10 protein-coding genes and 5 pseudogenes are annotated in these 23,149 nt (G+C 40.7%); 7 read left to right on the top strand and 8 right to left on the bottom strand.

The window, feature by feature from the left end:
* Positions 1-21: 21 nt before the first annotated feature.
* The 4 genes from HUZ68_RS24280 to HUZ68_RS24265 form a co-directional block, all read right to left on the bottom strand.
* Positions 22-438 carry a hypothetical protein gene (locus HUZ68_RS24280; RefSeq protein ID WP_032221909.1) on the bottom strand — a complete coding sequence of 139 codons (417 nt, stop codon included), beginning with the start codon at positions 436-438 and terminating at the stop codon, positions 22-24.
* Positions 439-601: 163 nt separating this feature from the next.
* Positions 602-997: a bactofilin family protein gene (locus HUZ68_RS24275; protein ID WP_000491615.1), complete on the bottom strand. Its 396-nt coding sequence runs from the start codon at positions 995-997 to the stop codon at positions 602-604.
* 174 nt (positions 998-1,171) lie between these two features.
* The gene (locus HUZ68_RS24270; protein WP_032221911.1) at positions 1,172-1,585 is read right to left on the bottom strand and encodes a hypothetical protein; all 414 of its coding nucleotides are present in this window, start codon (positions 1,583-1,585) and stop codon (positions 1,172-1,174) included.
* Between the two features lie 602 nt (positions 1,586-2,187).
* On the bottom strand, positions 2,188-2,376 hold the full coding sequence (locus HUZ68_RS24265; protein WP_000131420.1) for a hypothetical protein: 189 nt from the start codon (positions 2,374-2,376) through the stop codon (positions 2,188-2,190).
* Positions 2,377-3,052: 676 nt separating this feature from the next.
* Between HUZ68_RS24265 and HUZ68_RS24260 the strand changes: the two are divergent.
* The 3 pseudogenes from HUZ68_RS24260 to HUZ68_RS24250 form a co-directional block, all read left to right on the top strand.
* Positions 3,053-3,244, top strand: a pseudogene (locus tag HUZ68_RS24260) (IS3-like element ISKpn37 family transposase); the annotation flags it as partial.
* Positions 3,236-4,695: pseudogene (tnpC, locus tag HUZ68_RS24255) on the top strand (IS66 family transposase). The pseudogenes HUZ68_RS24260 and tnpC, both read left to right, overlap by 9 nt.
* Before the next feature lie 30 nt (positions 4,696-4,725).
* A pseudogene (locus HUZ68_RS24250) lies at positions 4,726-5,079 on the top strand (IS3-like element ISKpn37 family transposase); the annotation flags it as partial.
* A gap of 542 nt (positions 5,080-5,621) precedes the next feature.
* Here the strand turns inward: HUZ68_RS24250 and HUZ68_RS24245 are convergent.
* The 3 genes from HUZ68_RS24245 to HUZ68_RS24235 form a co-directional block, all read right to left on the bottom strand.
* Positions 5,622-6,314: a hypothetical protein gene (locus HUZ68_RS24245; protein WP_032221916.1), complete on the bottom strand. Its 693-nt coding sequence runs from the start codon at positions 6,312-6,314 to the stop codon at positions 5,622-5,624.
* Positions 6,315-7,067: 753 nt separating this feature from the next.
* Complete coding sequence (locus tag HUZ68_RS24240) at positions 7,068-12,377, bottom strand: autotransporter outer membrane beta-barrel domain-containing protein (protein WP_239594269.1); 5,310 nt, start codon at positions 12,375-12,377, stop codon at positions 7,068-7,070.
* Positions 12,378-13,013: 636 nt separating this feature from the next.
* Positions 13,014-17,129: an autotransporter outer membrane beta-barrel domain-containing protein gene (locus HUZ68_RS24235; RefSeq protein WP_194161729.1), complete on the bottom strand. Its 4,116-nt coding sequence runs from the start codon at positions 17,127-17,129 to the stop codon at positions 13,014-13,016.
* A gap of 720 nt (positions 17,130-17,849) precedes the next feature.
* On the opposite strand from HUZ68_RS24235, the pseudogene ompP reads away from it, so the two are divergent.
* The 4 genes and pseudogenes from ompP to HUZ68_RS24215 all read left to right on the top strand — a co-directional run bounded on the left by ompP (position 17,850) and on the right by HUZ68_RS24215 (position 21,887).
* Positions 17,850-18,798 (top strand): annotated as a pseudogene (ompP, locus tag HUZ68_RS24230) (omptin family outer membrane protease OmpP).
* Positions 18,799-18,890: 92 nt separating this feature from the next.
* Positions 18,891-20,390, top strand: coding sequence for an alpha/beta hydrolase (locus HUZ68_RS24225; RefSeq protein ID WP_012775847.1), 1,500 nt, complete (start codon positions 18,891-18,893; stop codon positions 20,388-20,390).
* Positions 20,391-20,891: 501 nt separating this feature from the next.
* A pseudogene (locus tag HUZ68_RS24220) lies at positions 20,892-21,026 on the top strand (serine/threonine protein kinase); the annotation flags it as partial.
* Between the two features lie 120 nt (positions 21,027-21,146).
* Positions 21,147-21,887, top strand: coding sequence for a tyrosine-type recombinase/integrase (locus HUZ68_RS24215; protein WP_001066942.1), 741 nt, complete (start codon positions 21,147-21,149; stop codon positions 21,885-21,887).
* A gap of 284 nt (positions 21,888-22,171) precedes the next feature.
* Here the strand turns inward: HUZ68_RS24215 and HUZ68_RS24210 are convergent, their stop codons facing one another.
* On the bottom strand, positions 22,172-23,149 hold the full coding sequence (locus HUZ68_RS24210) for a RepB family plasmid replication initiator protein (RefSeq protein ID WP_000361612.1): 978 nt from the start codon (positions 23,147-23,149) through the stop codon (positions 22,172-22,174).

Raw genomic sequence — 23,149 nt, 5'->3', positions numbered from 1 at the left:
TTACCTTGGCATTTGTTTTTTCTATTGTTGGAATTTGTTTTTAAGGTGCTGAAAACTTTCAAACTTTACTCTTGAGCAGAGGACATCCTTTTTAACATTTAGCCCTCTTACCAATAATTCAATTGAATCTTTATTCATGAATGTTCTGTTATCATCAAGAAAACGATACCCCTCTGCAATTTTATGATAATCATTTATATAATCGCTATATTTCTCGGGGTCCTCTTCACTTAAAAAAACCAAGGCTTCAATACATCCACTGTTGATATTTTTTGTAAGCTCCATCTGTCCGTGTTCATATTTTTTTATGCTATCCGAACCATAAATTATTGCGAACATATCTTCGGGGATATCTTCTTTCTTTAAATTATTATTAGTACACCCTGTCATGTATACGCTTAAAATAATAATAATTAAATATCGAAATATAATCATCATATTATCCACACGTAATCATTACATTAAATGTAATCACTTGTATACATCGGAATATACATGTATTTCTTTGTAGTAATCATTCGCTTCAATTAAATTTGTTATCACAAAATAAAACATAATGACAAGAACAAGGAGTAAGATAACATTCTCGAATTTCATATTTTTAACTTTCTCTCGCTTTTACTAACTCAGATACATTGTTTTGCACTTCGTCAGTCACCTTGTTTACAATCCCTGTAATACATCCGCCATTGCGAATCTCCAGAAATCGATAGCTAACTTCTCCTTGTAAAAAACCATTTTCATAAACATCTAACGTGGAGCAACAGCATTCACCATACAATTCACCATTTAAAATCATTTTTTCACATAAAACCCTACCATTAACAACTCCTCCTTTATCAATAAATACCACACCATTGTTAGTATTTATATTACCATTAATTTTTCCGTGAATTATTATTTTTTCACCAGAACTAATATCGCCAACAAACGAAGTATTTTTTGAAATAATTGTCGTGGTCGAATCACTTTCCTTTATTTTTCCTTTAGAAAACATATTCTCTCCAATAAAATATAAAGTATATAAAATGATTATCAGTAATACAGAAATGATATAAAAGAGCAATGAATAAAATCCAGTCCCCCATAACACAATTAGAGAAAACCAACACAGTGATGCGATCCAAAATAACATAAATTGATAATGAGGGCAGTAAGCCCTCATTCCTGTTTATAAGTCCATAACTTTTTTCATTTTCCCATAAATACCTACAAATGAGGCGTTATCGACTCGTACACATACCATATCTAGTTTAGAATCAAGAACGCTAGCCATTAACTCTTTAGAGTCTTTATTCATTAAATCAACATTTCTTTTATAAAAATAGTATGCATCATTTATCTCATCGAACTGATTTCTATACATGCTAAACTTATCCGTGTTTAATTTTTGCAGTAGCGAAAAGCTCCTTGAGCATTGTGATTGAGCTTGTATTTTCTCCTGGGATCGAGGTATTATTTTTAGCTGCGTATTAACATACGTAGCATTTGCATCCCTGGAGGCAAATCTATTAGATGAACAACCTGATAACATGAATACAGCACAGGAAAAAACAGACAGAAATAAGACGCGCCTATTAAACATAATATCTCCTTTGATTTGTCAAAAGAATATGATACGCTTCGGTAGATGATGCTATAATATTATCTCTAATATATTTATATAAAGAATCACTATATGGAAGAATAAAATAAGTTGTAAGCCCCCCAAGATAATTAACTAATGTTCTCGCATTAATGTTAAGAAAATTCACCATTTCAGCAAAAGAAAATCCTTTTTTTATACAGGCAATAATCACCTGTTTTTTTCCTGTAAATACAGATATATGGTAGAGGCCACATAAAAATAAAAAGCATATAAGCAAGTTACTATTACAATAACGAAGTTTTTTTAAATGTCTACTCCAGTTGCGTATGCTATCTTTTGTATCCAGAAAAAAGATGTTTCTTGGTTTTTCTTTGCTGTGTATAAACCTATCGGAACAGAGAAATATTATATTTTCTTTTCTCCTCTCCTTAAATAACTGTATTAATTTGTAGGCAACATCCTCTATTTTAAAAAACCTTAAATCATAGATCTTAATACTACGGCAATAACACCTGTCATCAAAATACTTTTCGTGCAGTAGCTGCTCTATTGCAATCTTTGTATATGTGCAATCAGTATTTATACAATACATCTTATAATTATGTGATTTGGTTGTTTTGATGCTCTGAAAATTTAATTAGATAACTTGATATGTTATCTATTAAAATATTTATACGCCTGCAACCATCAATTTCTACAATACTTACCTTGCTATCTTCTCCCGTCCTTTTTAAAATAACAGATTTTATCTCTTTTATCATCAGGTCTATTTTTTCATTATCTGTCATATCATCTTCTTAAAAGAAGCCCTCTTTTTGAGGGCAGGCACAAAGTCGGAGTTTATATTGTTTATTATAATGAATGCTGCCCCCCCATTTTATGGGTATTATTATGATGAAAAATAAGTGTTATTTTCCAATTTTATTATTTAGCATTATTTGATTTTAAAATTATAAAATCCTTTATGTTAAATCAAAACAAAAAGGAGAAAGAATAGTTACGCTGTGTTATCATCATGTTAACTCTTTGGGCTATAAACTAAACACCTCCTGTCCGTGATAATTTTTTTTATTTTAAACGTGAAAATTCTTAAAGAAAATGTAATGAATTGAATAAAGCATAAATTGTTAACATAGTTTATTAACACATTGAAAACTATAACTTTTATTGTTGTTTAAATTTGTGATTATTCTTATAGTTATCATTTTTTAAATGACTAGCGTCTAAAAAATAAATACCAAATAAGAGTTATTCTGTGTTATCTAATATCTGAATACTTGAACATTAAGTAATCAGATACATAAAACTGAATTTAACATAAAATAAATTGTACGCCTAATTGTTGTATAGATTAAATTGTAGTGCTGTTTTAGCACTAACACATCACAGCTATCGCTGATTTCAATGGATTAGACTCATGAAGGCATACGGAACGGAGTTTTTCTCAATGCATGCTCAAAACTTGTCGGACTAAGCACACGGCTGAAGGCAAAGCGGCCAGTGCGGATTCTTTGTTATTTATTCGGTGTTCACCGTACCGTTTATTGCGCGCAGGTGAAGCGTCCTGTTTATGTACAAAGAATTGAATTACGAAGCCGGGCAATCAGCCAGACGTTGCGCCAGAGTGGTGTTGATGCAGGCCAGTGGCTGGCACGGTTGAAGAAGCAACAGGACACCATCTGCCAGATGGATGAATACAACCGCCTGCTCTCATCGCAGGTGGCGACTTATACTTCCGAAATCAACCGGCTGAAGGCGCTGGTTGCAAAACTGCAGCGCATGCGGTTCGGTAAAAGCTCAGAAAAACTTCGCGCAAAAATCGAACGGTAAATACAGGAAGCACAGGAGCGAATCAGCGCACTTCAGGAGGAAATGGCAGAAACACTGGTGAGCAATATGACCCGGCACTGCCATCTTCCCTGCGCCTGTCTTCAGCCCGTAAATCGTTACCAGCCTCACTTCCCTATGAAGCCAGGGTCATCCGGCCGGAAGAGGAATGCTGCCCGGCCTGTGGTGGTGAGCTCAGCCCTCTGGGGTGTAATGTGTCAGAGCTGCTAGAGCTTATCAGCTGCACCTTTAAGGTTATCGAAACACAACGCCCGAAACAGGCCTGTTGCCGGTGCAACTATATCGTGCAGACACCTGAGCCTTCAGCAGTTATGCCGGACCGGGGCTTTAGGCCCATGTAGTCACCGGGAAATATGCAGACCATCTGCCGTTATACCGCGAGTCAGAAATATACCGTCGCCAGGGCGTGTAGCTGAGGCGTGCCACGCTGGATCTGTTCCGTTACGAACTACTGAGCTGCTGTATAACATACTGCGCCAGTATGTGCTGATGGCCGGTAAAACTCGAACCGTCCGGCAGTGGTGCTACGTCCGTGATGACCGTGATGCCGGCTCAGAGATGCCCCCGGCGGTCTGGTTCGCGTACAGTCCGGCTGGAAAGGTATCCATTCACAAAATCACCTGGCTGGTTACAGCGGTGTGCTTCAGGCCGATGCTTACGGTGGCTACCGGGCGTTATACGAATCAGGCAGAATAACGGAAGCCGCGTGTATGGCACATATTCGGGGAAAAATCCACAATGTGCATGCAAGAGCGCCAACCGACGTCACCACGGAAGCTCTGCAGCGTATCAGTGAACTGTATGCCATCGAGGTTGCGGTCCGGGGCTGTTCAGCAGAACAGCGTCTGGTGGCAAGAAAAGCCAGAGCTGCGCCACTGATGCAGTCACTGTACGACTGGATACAGACTCAGATGAAAACACTGTCACGTCACTCGGATACGGCAAAAGCGTTTGCATACCTGCCGCAGTAGCGGGATGCTCGGAACGTGTACTGCAGTAATGGTTGGGTGGAAATCGACAACAACATCGCAGAGATCGACTTACGGGGAGTGGCCATAGGCCGGAAGAACTGGCTCTTCGCGGGTTCCGACAGTGGTGGCTAACATGCGGCGGTACTGTACTCGCTGATCGGCACATGCCGTCTGAATAATGTGGAGCTGGAAAAATGGCTGCGTTACGGCATTGAACATATCCAGGACTGGTCGGCAAACTTGGTACGCGATCTGTTACCCTGGGAAGTTGATCTGACCGCTCAGTAAATATCAATACTGTTCTGGTGAGCCGTTTACTTGCATAGTGCTCAGGAAACACAACCGCGTGATGGCCATCTGATGTTGCATTCAGATCAAGGTGTTCAATATAAAAGCAATAAATACAAAATTTTACTCTGCCGTTATGAGGCGATGCAAAGTATGAGTCGCAGAGGGAATTACCTGGATAATTCGCCGATGGGAAGAGTCTTTCGCAGATTTAAAAGTAAATGGCTTGCGAAGGGTGGTTATGGTGATTTTAGTCATGCAGTACGCGATATAAAGCAGTAGATAAATTGTTATTACAACGTTTATCGACATCATACAAACAATGGTGGTTTATCGCCTTGCTTACATGAAGAAAAGTGGAAACAGGTTATTCCAGTGTCCTGATTTTGTGAACCACTACAAACAACCCTGAATATATGTAATAGCAAAGTTGTTATGTACTCTCTTGACTAAGTTAAGATGTCTGTCATGTAGCTTTACCATTGTGATATTATTATGAACACTCATGCAAAGGAGTTTTTCATTTTGGGGGACGTAAATCGACTTAAAAAACTTCAGGATAGTATCAAGCGACACATGAGAAAATAAGTGGCCATATGTCGCTTGACTACCTTCAATCAGTAAAGATGCTCTCTTTGCGTTACTGAGAGCAAAGGTCTATTGATATGGCTAAAATTCATAGGAGAAAGCCTGGCAATAATAATTCTCCGTAGTTCTTTCCCCCCTATATAATCTCAACACATTCCGCAAGCGCTATATCAACTTTTGGCAGACGCTCATTTGTGATGTCTAACTGTTCAAAGAAACATTTTCTTGCTTATGGTTAAAACTGATCCCGGGAGCATCATAAATGGCAATAACAAATGTTATTCGTTATTAATAATAATAGACAGTCTCCCATGTGTCATTTTATTTTAGAGTGGCCGTCATGTGAAATTTCTTTTTATCTTTATAGTCATATCTATTATCATTTTTAAATTTTGTAAATATAGCAATTTTTGTTTGAAAAACATATTCATCAATGATGTGTAAAGTATAAAAAGCATGATGGCGACAATAATTTTATCACCAGTCTCTCCAACAAAAATACCATCTATGCTACCTCCATTAACGATACAAATAGCCGAATACGATAGGCATAAAATTGATATAATTGCTGTTTTCCCGCCTCCCCATAAGAAACATTTTGATTTTATTTTGGGAATTCTTACCTGTATACAGTTTGACACATATGTCAACTCTTCTAATGAATAAGGTAACAATGCTTCAATATGTTGCTCATCACTATCAATGTCATATATTAATTCATTGACCACCTCCCCTTTAAAATTATATATATACCTTATTGTATTAATTACAGGAACTGATAAATATGTAACTCCCATAATGACATTAATAAAATAAAGAGATAGTGCGCTAATAAAACTCAAGTTACTTTTTGTATTAAACGGTCCATATGTCAAAGTAATTATGGCAAGAAGAAAAAAAGAAATAACAGAGATGCAAAAAGATATTTTTTGCACCTTACTCAACCGTTCAGCAATTCTGTTTACTTTCATGTGCGGAGTATAAGAACTCATTTCATTTATTGTTCTCATAATATGATTAACTCTATACATCACTCCTCCAGGTTAAATGGCTTCTTTTTGTCTTTTAATAGTATATTTACATAAGCATGATTTCTTTAAGTTCAACTTGAGAATAAATCAACCGCAATGATTAATTTCATACCGCAAGGCCTAACGCTGATATTACCCCATATAAAAAAGATATTAAAAACAACATAATCATAACTCCACCTGAAAATATAAATATACTTAAGGCAAAAAGTCCAGAGCATGATACTTTGTTATCATAAAACCACATGACTATTACTGTAGACCAAAGTACAACCCCTATCCAAAACATATAATCGATCATATACACTGTCGGAAATTATTTGATTCGAATCAACAACATACAAAACATATATTTACTTTGATTATGGTAGATACATGCACAAAAAAGAAAAATATTAATGTTACATTTGATAAAACATTCTATTTCCACATGTTTATTTTTTCAACTCATCAATCATTCCCCTGATTATTTCTTTATCATTTGCGTCCAAACCGTCTGTGCTGAAATCTATTAATTCTAACTCGTCCTCATTGAAGGATAATTCTCGAATTATATGAAGATGATTACAATTTGATGTATCTCTCTTTTTCGTTAGCTTCTTACAAAAAAAGTAACGTCCAGATTGTTGATAAAGATAGTATGTAAATTCGCCATGATATCTTACCATTATTACCTCAAAAAACCAATGACAGAATATAGCAATCATCCTGCAAATAATTTGCTGGACGATTGCTAACCCTCACCAGTAACGATTAAAAATAATAATTGCCACCAAGAATAAAACTCAAGTTGCGATCATTATTTATTGAGTATGAGGATGATAATAAAAGACGTGCATCCTTCAAAAATTCAAATTCAACACCACTCTTAAGAACGAAGTTATCCGATGTATTATATTCAACCATATCTGAATCAAAGTTAGTACGACTATAATTTCCAGTTTTAAATGAATACCCCCCACCAAACCATACATCGACTACAGATTGTTTTATATAATCTTTAAACATTGCTTCATCATTGGAAGTCGATTCATGAGTTTTTCGATAAGAGAAAAGCACTCCTGGTTCAATAATAGTTAGCGAATTCGGATAAGTTATTTTCCCTCCCTGAAGATCTTCAACTACACCTCCAGACAACTCAGTATGCGAAAGGTATAACTTAGGTTCAACGTAGAAATCGCTTGGTTGTATGCCACCTATATTTTTTAGATAACCAACCTCACCTGTCAGGCGAAAACCATTTACACCATAATCAGCCTTGAAATTATTTGTTGAACTGACGCTGTTATCATAATCCATGTATTGTATAGACGAATAAGTCCACAGCCCCTGACGTTCTGACTCATTTAGTCCATCACTGATATTTTGTTGAAATACATGATAAAGCCCAAGAGTATAACCGTCTACATTTCCGGTAGCTCTTTTATTATTTGTTGACGTTGTTTTGTTAGCGGCACTCCCCATCCCGCCCATTATCCCGATATGTGAATAGTTATATCCATCAGTCCAATTGTATATATCCCCTCCAATCATCATAGTATTTAAACTATAACTGGTCTTGAGATTATCATACACCTCACTATTACTACCTGAGTTGTTGTTAATTTGAATCCACATCCCATTGTTATATAAGTTTTCAAACAATGTAGGATAACGATGTTGCCCGGGGATGTCATACCGTTGTAGAGCAAACATATCTAACATACTTTTACTATTGTTTATAAACGCACCTGGCTCAGGACGCATATCCACACTCAGATACCAATTCTTCCTTTTCTTGTTCAGCGCATACTCCCAGGCCCCCACATCAATGTAGTCACCTGTCACCTTATACTCCTTACCATTCTTAATCAGTGAGTTAAGGTAAAAACTACCTGATGAGTCCCCATTAACCTCAACAAGAAGAATGTCGCCACCTTTCTTTATTTTATTTTTACTGTTTGTCGTGACAACTATACCTGAACTCCCGGATGTATCACCTTTAACATGCATCACATCCGCCTCTTTCTGCCCGAAAATCCCGAACTGTACACCGGAACCATCATGTGCAACATAATCTTTATCCAGATACACATCTGATGAAGCACTTCCGTCAGAAAGATAAATCATCCCTTTATTATCTATCCCTGTCATATGCTGCGAGTATCCGTTAAAGTCAACCTGTGCTTCTTTGCTGACATTCAGTATACCATCAACGGCATCATTCCCCCTTGCATCCAGTCGGGTTCCGTCATAAACATTTATCTGCCCTTTCCAGTCATTTGTTCCTGACAGAGAAACTGTCCCTCTGTTTACATTTATGACAGTGTCTGCACATGAACCGGAATCCATACAAATGAAATTAGTTGAGAGTGTATAGCCATTAACACCATCAAAATTTACTTCCGCATAACCATCTCCTGCTCCCATAGATACAGGATTGAACTGTCCGGAATTCATATTACTAACATTCACGATTGCTTTACTGCCCAGTCCTGTAGCAAGTGAAATGTTGTTGGCATTAGTTACTGCATTATCCTGAAGATTCAGTACTGCAAAACTATTATTACCTTTTGCCAAAGTTAATGAACCATCACCATAAACTGATGCATCATTAATGGTGACTAACGACTGGCTGTAATCACCTTCACCAATGGTTGATTCCTGAGATGAACCGAAATTAAATATGGAATTTCCAGTTATACTTATAGAATTTTTTGAATATGCACCATTACCAATATTTATACGTTCTCCTTTAAACACAGAGTGATCAGATATAGAAAGATTAGTTATGGCATTATCACCTTTACCGATGATGATTCCATCAGATGCAACAAATTTACTGTTATCCAATGATAAATCTGTTTTGACTCCGGAACCAGCACCGAGTATACCATTCCCAAGATTAATATCTGAGTTTTTGTAAATCAACGTAGCTTCTGAACCATCACCTTTTGCTACTGTATAATCCCCTACAACAGATATTTCTGAATTATTAGCGCTCATAGAAACAACTGCATTGTTAGCCGTCCCAAGCAACAGGCCGCCACTATAAAGCTGAGAATGCTCAACAGACATTTCTGCTTCTGTACTATTCCCCTGTCCGAGAACCAGGCTGCCACCTATATTCAGTACACTATCTTTTACTGAAAATTTTGCTTTAGCCTGATCTCCAACGCCAATACTAGCATTCCCTTTTATTAACATGTTACTACCAGCCCCGACAGAAACATTAGCTATAGTGGAGCTGCCTTTACCTATATCAATATTCCCAGCGGCATGGAAAGTTGAGTTGTCAAGTTTTAGTAATGTATGAGATTTTTCGCCCACACCGACATATCCATTACCGATATTAATTTTTGAATCAGAGTAGTCCAGCGTTGCAGATGCGTTATTACCTTTTGCGACCGTGAAAGTATTGCCGCTGCTAATCGTTGCTCCGTTTCCGGTCATTGTCACTGCTGCTGTATCGCCTTCACCAATCGACATGGAGTTCGCAGATAAATCTGCATTGTCCACAATCACTTTGGCTGAAGCGGCGTTACCTTGCGCAATAGACATATTCCCGGATACTTTTATGGATGACTGGGGGCTTAGCGTCAGGTCTGTCTGAGTTTCCTGCCCCTGTCCCATAATTACATCACCGGTTGCAGCTAACGCAGAATCCTTCAACGTCAGCACTGTCTGGGCTTTTTCACCCCCACCGATATATCCATTACCGATATTAATTTTTGAATCAGAGTAGTCCAGCGTTGCAGATGCGTTATTACCTCTTGCGACCGTGAAAGTATTGCTGCTGCTAATCGTTGCTCCGTTTCCGGTCATTGTCACTGCTGCTGTATCGCCTTCACCAATCGACATGGAGTTCGCAGATAAATCTGCATTGTCCACAATCACTTTGGCTGAAGCGGCGTTACCTTGCGCAATAGACATATTCCCGGATACTTTTATGGATGACTGGGGGCTTAGCGTCAGGTCTGTCTGAGTTTCCTGCCCCTGTCCCATAATTACATCACCGGTTGCAGCTAACGCAGAATCCTTCAACGTCAGCACTGTCTGGGCTTTTTCACCCCCACCGATATATCCATTACCGATATTAATTTTTGAATCAGAGTAGTCCAGCGTTGCAGATGCGTTATTACCTTTTGCGACCGTGAAAGTATTGCCGCTGCTAATCGTTGCCCTGTTTCCGGTCATTGTGACTTTAGCAGCCTCACCTCCCCCCAGAGACAGAGAGTCAGCAGACAGCACTGCATTAGTGACTGTCACATCTACCGAAGCAGAATTTCCCTGGGCCACTGACATCTCGCCGCTCACATTTACTGACGACTTATCATTTAATGTCAGGTTTGTTTGGGTTGTATTTCCCTGCCCGATAAAAACCTTACCACTGGCAGTCAGTGCCGAATTATTCAGCTCCAGCTGGGTCTTAGCAGCCTCGCCCTCTCCGATATAACCGCTACCGATATCTATTTTCGAATCAGTGTAATCTAGCGTCGCTGATGCATTATTACCTTTTGCAACAGTGAAGGTATTTTTACTGTTGACAGTAGCTCCCGAACCGGTCATTGTGACTTTAGCAGCCTCACCTCCCCCCAGAGACAGAGAGTCAGCAGACAGCACTGCATTAGTGACTTTCACATCTACCGAAGCAGAACTTCCCTGGGCCACTGACATCTCGCCGCTCACATTTACTGACGACTTATCATTTAATGTCAGGTTTGTTTGGGTTGTATTTCCCTGCCCGATAAAAACCTTACCACTGGCAGTCAGTGCCGAATTATTCAGCTCCAGCTGGGTCTTAGCAGACTCGCCCTCTCCGATATAACCACTACCGATATTTATCGTCGAATCAGTGTAATTCAGCGTCGCTGATGCATTATTACCTTTTGCAACAGTGAAGGTATTTTTGCTGCTGACAGAAGCTCCTGAACCGGTCATTGTGACATCAGCATTATCTCCCTCACCAACTGATAGCGAACCAGTATTTAACTGCGAAGAAGATATATTTATATTAGCCTGTGTACCTTTACCTTTAGCCAAAGTCATATCACTGATGCTTGTTACAACAGAGCCATTCTTAATATCAAATTTAGTTATGGAGCCATCGCCACTTCCGATGGTAGAGACTCCATTCACTGACAGGTTTGAGGCATCTAATTCTAGTTTAGCATTCGAGTTATTTCCTGTAGCTACAGTAAAATCCCCGGTTGAGGATATAGAGCTTCCACTAGCCGCGCTTACAGAAATATTAGATTTACTCCCAATACCTACAGCAATACTTTTATCAACACGCAGGTTTGAACTATTGTCCATATTTAACTCTAACTGGCCTGCAGCAGAAATGCCTCCTTTCATGTCCCCATGAATCAAGAAATTACTTCCATTTTTTATATTTATAACAGAAGGCTTTTCATTAGGAATACCATCTACTCCCGTAGATACAACCACATCATTTTTTACATCTAGTTTTGAATTGTTATCTATGTCAATAATGCCATTGCCTGTTTTACCCAAGACTAAATCCCCGGAGGAAACCGTCCCATCTGTTATATTATTTCCTTGTGAAATAATATTTTGGTTCCATTTTACTGGGTTGGTTTTAAATGTCGTATCATCTTGAGATGATACGACAAAAACATTGCTTCCATTGTTAATTTTCAATGAACCATTACTGTCATCACTGACATTACTGGTCTTGTCATTATCATTCCCAGAAACCCATAATTGCTGTGTATATAGAGTGCTACCACCATCTATATTTAATTCCCCCTTTGAAGAGTCACCTACAATAGTAACACTTGCACCTACCGTTGCAGAGTTATTAATATTTGCTGATGCATTTAACCCACCTGCAGGGCAGGTGCTAGATTGACCATTGCAAGTAGCCACCGAAAAATAATCTTTAATATTTACGGTGCCATTAATATCAACATTGGCATTTTTATTAATACCTATATTTAATGAGCCCGAGATGTTTCTATCACTAATGGTAGTGTTGCTGTCTATATTTTCAGCATATGCTAGGCGAGATCCCAAAAAGAAACACATGATATATCTATTGATCTTTTTTAATTCTTTCATAATAGATAAAGTAAAAATAAAACAAAATTAAAATTGAGAAAATAGATAATGATTTCTTTTACAGAATACCCTCAACATCACGAAAAATCAGAATATTCTTTTCAGCTTAAGCACAAATCATCAAGCGCCATCGTAATGCTATGTATTTTATGACAAAAAAAATGTTAACTTTCGTGCAAACTCCCAAAGAAGGGCTCTCTTTTGCTATGACTACTTATCTGAATTTGTTTGTGAAATTGCTTATTTTTCTTTATATTCAAAATACCAAAGCATGTCTATCCATAAACAATGTTAACAATAATAGCAAGAACAAGTTGCGCAGTGGTGTTTCTTACTACATCATCAACTTAAAGATGAGTATGTTATTTACTGAACAGATAGTTACCATATATAATAAATTGATATTCTGAGAGCACCTGATTCAGGTTAAACATATTAATATCTTTATGTATATTACAGATGACATGAATGGATAAAAATAATTATATTTTATGCTCTTTTATTTGTATTTACTTCTTGTTGTTATTCTTAATTCTGTTTTGTCAGTAATTAGTATGAAATTATCAGCCATTTAATTTATGATTAAACTTGACTCATAATAAACTAAGTATATTTTGAATTTACAGAAAACCATAGTCAGAATGTATACTTCACACCCAGCATGGCTGAGGTGTCGTTATACCCTTTATCACCAACTTGAACTCTCACATTCCCCCACAGGTTCAGATGGGGATTTATTTGACCTTCCACACCAGTTTTGACCTCTCCGATATTACGGGTACCATCCTGATACACCGGTTCGCCGTTCATACGAACCCCAAAATCACGGGTATTATGCAACCAGTTCACCTCCACAAATGGGCTGAACTCACGTGATTTACCATCATCCATTTTATTGAGCCTTTTAATCCAGGTTTTCACGCCCAGACGGGTATGGACATTACCGTCTCCGGTGCTTTCAATAAGAGTACCGTTACTTTCATAGAGTTCATCAGCTTTAACCCCCATCCAGACAAGCTGGGCCTGAGGCTGAACATACCATTCGTTCAGATTGCCATAGTTGCTGCTGAATTCCCCGATTTTCCAGGCATAACCTGTTTCCAGTGAGGCGGTAAGTCCTTTTGATTTCCAGGATTCACCCGGCAGTCCGTCACCTTTCACATGGTTATCGAACCAGCCGTACTGAGCCCAGGTATCCAGATAAGCTCCGTTATGAGTCTCATCATCAGCATACCAGGTAGCATACAGCCCGGTACTGTAACCATTTACGCTGCCTTTTGAATGGTATCCGGTGCGTACTGCACCTGTACTGCTATGGTTGTTACCGTAACCAGCCATAACCCCCAGATGCCAGCGGTTAGTTCCACCCCAATCCCATTGTGCGATATCACCACCCAGTTGAATCACATAACGATTACTTTGAGTTATCAGTTGACCAGAACCGTCGCGCCAGCGGTTATGTCCTCCTTCATGGCGCATCCACATACTGGTTGCTTTCGGTTCTCCGGTAATTGCATCGACGTATTGCGTCTGCCCCAGACGTTCATGAAGGCGGGTCACAAACATGGTGTTTGCCGCAGCTATATTCGCGGTATAGGAGCTGGCTTCCGGGCGCAGGTTGTTATCATGCCCTTCCGGAGTAGGTTCAGGATCAGGCCTTGGTTCTGGAGTGTTTTTACTACTGCTCAGATACCAGTTTCCATAGTTGCTTCCCGGCCCACGTCCAAGAGTGTAGTCATAAGCGCCGGCCGCTATACGTCCGGCCTGAATAAATTCAGCGTTAGCTGCATTACCATCAACATGAATAACTTCAATACTATTCAGCGTATTAGCGCCTGAACCACCAACATTCGTAACAGCCACTCGGGTCTTACCGGACGCATCGCCTTTAATTACCAGTTTGTCGGTTGCAGAAGAGCTATCATCCAGCACTGTGTTAATGAGCAGCGTGCCATTATTACCGGTGTAGTTACCTCCAATCGTCAGAATATTTCCCGGAGCCGCCGATCGCAGGTCAAGGCTTCCACTATTGGTTACGTTCCCTACTACGCCACCAAATCCGGTAAGTTTACCGTTCTTTGCAATATTGACCAGGCTACTGGCGAGCATGACAGGTGCATCAGATTGCCCAAGAATCAGAGAGCCGTCATCAATATCTGTCTGTCCGCTCCAGGCAGCATTGCTTCGGACAGTCAGTGAACCGGAACCGGTTTTACGGACATTACCGGTTCCAGTAACATTATTTATAAGTTGCCAGTCTGTTGTGTTGTTCAGCTGCAAGATTCCACGGTTACTCACGGAAGCAATCCCAAGATTCTGCGCTCCAGTGGCAGTCAACTGAGAGCTGGTATCTACTACAAACAGCCCTGAGTAGTTACTGTTATTTCCTGAAATCTGGGTATCACTATTGATCAAAGATACTGTACCAGAACCACTCAGATTATTACTTAGCAAGCCTGAGGCATGAGTAAGAGATAATGTCCCAGCGTTACTGATGTTACCAGTACCCAGTCCGGAAACATCGTTCATTCGGACAGTTGCATCTTTTGCTATTATGGTGCTGACAGCAAAAGTGTGGTTGCCTCCTGTAATATCGAGGACGCCGCCGCTGATATTCAGGAAGCCACCTCCAGTCAGAGTACCGGCAGATACGCCATCATCAGTCAGGGTCAAATTCCCGCCATTGATGTTCAGTACAGAACCTGCAGCACCATTAAGCTTACCAACAGTCTGGCTATGACCGTTCATGTCCAGCCGGGTATCAGTAGCCAGACGAATCTCGCTGGTCTGTCCCAGAACACTGTTGCTGTTCATGAGGACATTACCACCGCGGATAGCTGTAACTCCTGTGTAATCATTATCCTGATTCGACAGAGAAACGGTTTCTCCTTTCTGACTGTTGAAAGCCAGGTCTCCGGCACCTGTGATACGGGCACTCATGTCTGCTGCATTTCCAGTTGTACCTGCAGCATCAAGCACGAGTGCATCAACACCAGAGGCTAGCAAATCAAGCTGAGTCAGAGCATAACCTATATACAGTCCATCATTATGGGGCCCTGATGTCAGACGATAATCGTATACCCCCTTAGCAACATTTTTTCCCAGTTGAACTATATTCCTTTGCTTACCTGAGGATATTACTTGCCCGGAGGCATCCTGCAGTTGAAGGTTTCCACCATTCCCCTTTACAACTGCGGAACTTGCATCTACAAGTTTAATGGTGGCATTACTGTCATCCTGTTCCAGCAATGAAAGTGAAGAATTAATAACCTGTGGAATACCATTCACATCTGTGGGTGTTGAAACCCGTACAGCACCATTTCCATTGATATACAGATTGTCAGTAACCTGAATCTGGGATTCAGTTTGCTGAGCTCCCTGAGTTACGGCACCGAAATTTACGGCTCCACCGTCAAATGAAAATCCGTTAATAACCTGAGTTCCAGTACCTGCAGTTATCACACTCCCGACCCCAGCAAGCACTAGTGCTGAAGTTAGTGCAGTGGTATTGTCGTCACTCAAGTCAAAGAGTGTATCAGACAATGCCAGCGTACCTGTAAATTCCTGTGTATTCGTTGAATTCTGGAAAGCAAAATTATGTCCACCAGTATGAACATTAAGATAACCGTTACCAGTCATATTATTATTGAATGTCCAGTCATCCTGGCTGGTTATTTGCAGCACCCCATTATTAACAATTACTGACTTGCCGATATTTTTTTGACTACTGATATCAATACTTGCCGTGGGTAAAATATTCAACAAACCACTATAATCGGTATTATCTCCCGTGAGATGCGTCTCGCCACTCTCTGCATTAATTATACCATTACCTGTGTTTTTAGAAATTAAAGGTGATGAAAAAGCATAATTGTCAGAGTTATGTTTAAAAATCAACTCTGCCTTCCCAACACCAAAAAGAATCCCTTTAGATTCAATAGTTCCAGGCATATCGCTATTGATGAATAATTTCCCTTTTGTGTCATTTGCCGTAGTTATATTGATGTAGTTATCTACATTAAGAATTCCTTGATCTGCTATGTAAATACCCGGCGCACCAGAACTTCCTGATATGGTTATCATATTTGCAATTAATCTGGAATCAGTACCGCTTATATTAACAATGGCTCTACCATTACCTCCTATATATAAGTTACTGGCAGATAACTGACCTCCATTTTTTAAGGAAATATCACCATTACCATAAAGCCCGACATATGCCTCAGAAAAATCTGCGGTCATCTTGCTGTTGCTGCCATCAATCACGATACTGCCATCTCCCCCACCAGGAGTATCTGAACCTACATATATATTAGTACTATTTAAAACTTCAAATACTCCACCATTAAAAATATTAATCCATCCTGTTGCACCAGGCCTAAAACCGACATAAATAGATTCGTTATGTCCAGAACTGCTGGGCGTATCTCTATATGATACTATACTGTTTCTGCCAGAAATATTAAGTTTTCCTGCAATATCATTACCGAATGCACCTACAATAAGAGGTGCGCTTCCTGAACGATTATCCATATGTAAAGCAGCACCATTAATAACATCAACAGCACCATTATATCCATTACCAATATGAAGTGTGGAAAATATACCATCCTCAATATCCGCATGATTATCAATAATTAATAGCCCGTCACTTTGTGAACCAACCAGAACTGGCTTGTTTTGATATTCTTCGGGAGCAGTCCTTATTTCAACAATGCCATTAACAAAACAAAAATAACGTTGGCAATTCATTTCATCACCTATCGAAGGTGATGATGCCAGAGAGAGAAGGAAAGAGATAACATAATAAAATTTATGGCTCATATGATTTTTAACAAACCTTAAGTGATAATTGACATGACTTTTATGTATATTGTAATATACAACTTTAAAAGTGCTATGCTATAAGGTCTGTTTTTTTGTATACAATAGCAAAATCATTATCAATGCAACTTACTGCAATAATTACAAGATCTTTTTTGAAGTAAAAAGATAAAAAAATCTTAAAAAATCCAACAATCCATCAGAAAAAACTGAGGACTTTATCCAGGCCCGGATAAGTTAAGAAAGCGACTATAATATTTCACTATGCCATATCAGGACGATATTTTCACCTCATATCCTGTAGTTGCGTCAGGCCCTCCATTTAGTAGCTAAACTCTTACCTCATTACAGAACCATATCAGTATATCAAATAGATAATGTGCCAGATGTATTAAGATAAAAATGACTATCTATATAAACAAATAGCCATGTTAACATTAAGTTCTGTCTATACAGACTATCCATAAAGAATGTTCAGATGACATACACACCATTACCGCATATCATTTAGATATATTGATATACCTCACAAAAACAAACTATTAGGTTAAACAAAAGCTAAACAAATTAAGTACTGATAATTGACTTACCGGTGTACATCAAAAGAATCATATACATATGTAGAAGTGACAGAAGGGAGTCATTGTTATGCAAACTAAGCTTCTGGCAATTATGCTTGCAGCACCTGTGGTATTCAGTTCTCAGGAAGCTTCTGCTTCTGATTTCTTCGGCCCGGAGAAAATAAGTACAGAGATTAATTTAGGTACACTGAGTGGCAAAACAAAAGAACGGGTTTATGAGCCTGAAGAAGGTGGACGTAAAGTCAGCCAACTGGACTGGAAATACAGTAACGCCGCCATTCTTAAAGGCGCCGTTAACTGGGAGCTGAATCCATGGTTATCTGTTGGTGCAGCTGGCTGGACCACTCTCAATAGTCGGGGGGGGGGATATGGTTGATCAGGACTGGATGGATTCCGGGACTCCCGGAACATGGACAGATGAAAGCAGGCATCCTGATACACGTCTTAATTATGCCAACGAATTTGATTTGAACGTTAAAGGCTGGTTTTTAAAAGAATCTGATTATCGCCTTGCTATTATGGCAGGTTATCAGGAAAGCCGTTACAGTTTTAATGCTACAGGAGGAACTTATATTTACAGTGAGAATGGTGGTTTCCGGAATGAAACGGGAGCGTTACCTGATAAAATAAAAGTGATTGGTTATAAACAACATTTTAAAATTCCTTATGTCGGTCTGACAGGAAACTACCGTTACGATAATTTTGAGTTTGGTGGTGCATTTAAATACAGCGGGTGGGTCAGGGGATCTGATAATGATGAGCATTATGTAAGACAAACTACATTCCGAAGCAAAGTAATAAACCAGAATTACTATTCTGTTGCAGTTAATGCCGGTTACTATATTACCCCAGAGGCAAAAGTGTACATCGAGGGTGTATGGAGTCGTCTCACAAATAAAAAAGGGGATACATCTCTTTACGACCGTAGTGATAATACTTCGGAGCATAATAATAACGGGGCTGGAATTGAAAATTACAACTTCATTACGACGGCCGGTCTGAAGTACACGTTTTAACAACTTTAACTGTCATCATCCCCGGTGAGAATTATACCGCCGGGGATTCTGTCTGTTGGTCAGGGTAATAATTTACCAATGCAGGAGATGCAATGCGTGTGATAATGAAGCCTTTAAGAAGGACTTTAGTATTCTTTATCTTTTCTGTTTTTCTTTGCGGAACTGTGTCTGCCAGACAGATCGAGTGGCAATCCTGTATGACCAGCCCATACAGTGACTGGTTTGGTACAGAAAGCTCTTCACCTGAGTTGTTATGCGGATATCTATCTGTACCGCTAAAATATACCGACACAGGTGAGGATGTGTCAGATGAAAATATACCACTTGTCAGACTGGCGATGACAAAGTTGCCGGCAAAAAGTAAACGTAAAGGGAGTATTATTATAATAAGTGGCGGACCTGGATTACCCGGAATTAATCCTTATATCAATTTTGACTGGCCGGTCACAAATCTTCGGGAATCATGGGACATTATCGGTTTTGATCCACGAGGTGTCGGTCAGTCCTTTCCTGCCATAAACTGCCAGCAACCCAATCAAGAAAGATTGGTGAATGTAAGTGAAAAGCAACTAATTTTACAGAAAATTAATGCCTGTATCCATAATACAGGAGCTGAAGTCATTCGCCATATTGGATCTCATGAGGCTGTATATGATATTGAACGCATCAGACAAGCTCTGGGAGATAAACAACTGACAGCTGTAGCATATTCATACGGTACACAGATTGCAGCCTTATATGCCGAACGCTTTCCATCCAGTATCAGATCTATAGTTTTTGACGGTGTCGTTGATATTGATGATTTAAATGATAATTTTTCATGGAAACTCAGGCAGGCCCACAGTTATCAGGAAACGTTTGATCGTTTTGCTGCATGGTGTGCCAGGACAAAAAGTTGTCCACTTTCTTCAGACAGGAATCAGGCAATACATCAGTTCCATCAGCTTTTATTAAAATTACATAATTCTCCTTTAACAGACAGCAGGGGGGAAAGTATATCTTCAGATGATCTCATATCATTAACGACAGAGCTTCTGTTATGGCGCTCATCATGGCCAACACTTGCAACGGCCGTACGTCAGTTCTCTCAGGGTATTGTCAGCAATGAAATTGAAACTGCACTTAATTCTTCCATAGCATCGGAAAAAGTCAGTGATGCTCTGGGTGTAATATTATGTGTTGATCAGAGTGATGAACAATTATCACAGGAACAACGAAAATCGCGAAAAAAAGCCCTTGCTGACGCATTTCCGGCCGTTAATTTTGAGAGGGAACAGTCCGATTTACCTGAATTTTGTGAATTATGGCCAATTCATCGCGATCTGCAACAGACACGCCTGAAGAATACTGTTTTACCATCCGGTTTACTGTTTGTGGCACACAAATATGATCCGACAACTCCCTGGATAAATGCCCGTAAAATGGCAGATAAATTTTCAGCTCCGTTACTGACTATTAACGGTGACGGGCATACGCTGGCGCTAGCTGGCTCTAATTTATGTGTGGATGAGGCTGTTGTTCGTCACCTCCTGTTTCCGGGGAAATCTGAAGATATAACGTGTCAGGGAAGTGGTACCGGAGACACTAACTGATATTAAATAAAATATTACTCCCGACATTAAATAACATCAGTGCTTTGATGTCAGGGCCTGCTAACCCTCTTTTGATATCAGTTGAGCGCAGGAAACGCCAGTTCAGAGGGGACAGGACTTAGGATAAATAAGAGAGTGGCAATCATGAGTAAGATTCATGTACATGCAGGTTACGGAAAGAGGATATCAGGCAATGAATAAGGCACTAATATAATATCATATCTCAGACTTGATACATTTTAGTTACATATATTTTCTTATTTTATGCGGAAAATGCTATATGGAAATGTAGTAATTATATACATCTTATCGAAAGTGATTTTCTGCATAATCATTATTATGATTTATATTAATCATGGGCAGGATTGCATATAAATCAGTCATTATGCTGAGTCTGCAACCTTCCTGTGTAAAGTCAAACTGTCAGGGGGACGGTGACGTCCCGGGCCAGAATACACGTGGTGCACCTTCTCCCTTTCTGTTCCCTTTCTCTGTTTTCTCCGATCCCATTCATCCTGGCATTACCCCAATTCTCCCAAAAACGGCAAACCAGCCATCAGCCCGCGCCACGACTGGCTTAAGACGGGATCCCTGCGGCAAAATGCGCCTTTACGTATTTGGTTTTACCCGCAATAATGCGTGATAAGCAAACAAAAGGATCCGCGTGCTGCGATTTATTGTCGTGGAAGGATCCGGGCGTTCAGGTCAGAATACCTGTATCCATAAACAGTGCGTGTGCTACGTGAAAAATAACTCATGAACAATGTCATTCCCCTGCAGAATTCACCAGAACGCGTCTCCCTGTTACCCATTGCGCCGGGGGTGGATTTTGCAACAGCGCTCTCCCTGAGAAGAATGGCCACTTCCACGGGGGCCACACCGGCCTACCTGCTGGCCCCGGAAGTGAGTGCCCTTCTTTTCTATATGCCGGATCAGCGTCACCATATGCTGTTCGCTACCCTCTGGAATACCGGAATGCGTATTGGCGAAGCCCGGATGCTGACGCCGGAATCATTTGACCTGGATGGAGTAAGACCGTTTGTGCGGATCCTGTCCGAAAAAGTGCGTGCGCGACGCGGACGCCCGCCAAAAGATGAAGTGCGCCTGGTTCCGCTGACAGATATAAGCTATGTCAGGCAGATGGAAAGCTGGATGATCACCACCCGGCCCCGTCGTCGTGAACCATTATGGGCCGTGACCGACGAAACCATGCGCAACTGGCTGAAGCAGGCTGTCAGACGGGCCGAAGCTGACGGGGTACACTTTTCGATTCCGGTCACGCCACACACCTTCCGGCACAGCTATATCATGCACATGCTCTATCACCGCCAGCCCCGGAAAGTCATTCAGGCACTGGCTGGTCACAGGGATCCACGTTCGATGGAGGTTTATACGCGGGTGTTTGCACTGGATATGGCTGCCACGCTGGCAGTGCCTTTCACAGGTGACGGGCGGGATGCTGCGGAGATCCTGCGTACACTGCCTCCCCTGAGGTGACGGCATACGCGCTTCCTTATATAAGCTGTGGTCAGCAGAACAGACATAACATAAGCTGGAGCATGTATATAAGCTGTAGTGAGTAAGTCATGTTTTATGAAGGGAGCAATGCCTCAGCATCAGGTTACGGGATCACTTACGTAAGGGACAGGCAGATGGCAGCTCAGCTACAGACAGTACTGCAGGAAACAGAATATAAACTGCAGTGAGCAGAGCACTCACTGCACCGGTTAATATAAGCTGTAGTCAGTAAAGGGGCGTTCTTCACTGACTACAGTTTATGTTCAGCGGGATTTGAAGAGTTTTTCCAGGTCATCCAGCGTGATGCCCAGTTTTTCAAGCAGGGCAAGTTTCTCCGCCATCTCCGGACTGACTTTTTCCGCAGGTGAAGGTGGCAACGGATTTTCCTTACTCTCATCATTCGGCGCTTTTAACCGGGGACGCCGGTAGTGAATACAGAAGAGTTTTGTTCGCCCCCGCTGGATCTCCGTGTAATCAAGATATCCAATCTCGCGTAACTGCTCCATTGCCCGTCTGACCGTCTGGTTCTGGGAAAATACCGGAGACTTCAGATTGAGGCGTGCACGCAGCCGCGCCAGCGATATCGGTGCCGGATCCCGGGGCAGGCTCTCTATAAAGGTGTAGAGTGCCTGGGCGGACTCCCGTCGCTTCAGGGCATTAATCGCCTTAAGCTGGAGAAGGACTTTTCTGTCAAACTGGTACAGTTCAAACAGGCGGGGATCAGCCTGTAACTGAACAATATCCCGCTCAGTATCGTAGTAGGCTGACTGTACCAGATGGGTGATGTATTCCCGGGTGTGCTTCTCATCGGTGCGGGAAAAGGAGATCACGGTACCGGCAATGCGTTTCAGGGAAGGGCTGATGCGCTCACGCAGCCTGCGTGATGACTGGCTTGAGGGTATACCACACAGTTTTGCAAACTCGACAAAAGGCAGTTCAACTTTGTCACCAATCACGTTATGGCGGGCAAAGGAATGAATGATCCCCACCCAGGTCTTGAAATCGTTATCCATATCCAGCCGGGGGCCGGTGATCTCAACCTTATCGAATCCTTCTGCACGGGCCAGGGAAAGACGCGTCAGTTCTTCCGTGGCATCGGTGCGTGACAGAGTATTTTTTTTACTGTTCTTCAGTGACTTAAGGGTCGGTACAAAGACGCCCAGACGCATCAGCGCCACAGGTTGTACGGTGTTGTTATTGTTTGGTGTCAGTGTCACCAGCTCACCGGACGACTTATCCAC

The organism is Shigella dysenteriae (assembly GCF_022354085.1).
Lineage (GTDB): Bacteria > Pseudomonadota > Gammaproteobacteria > Enterobacterales > Enterobacteriaceae > Escherichia > Escherichia coli.
This window is presented reverse-complemented; position numbering and strand designations above follow the sequence as displayed.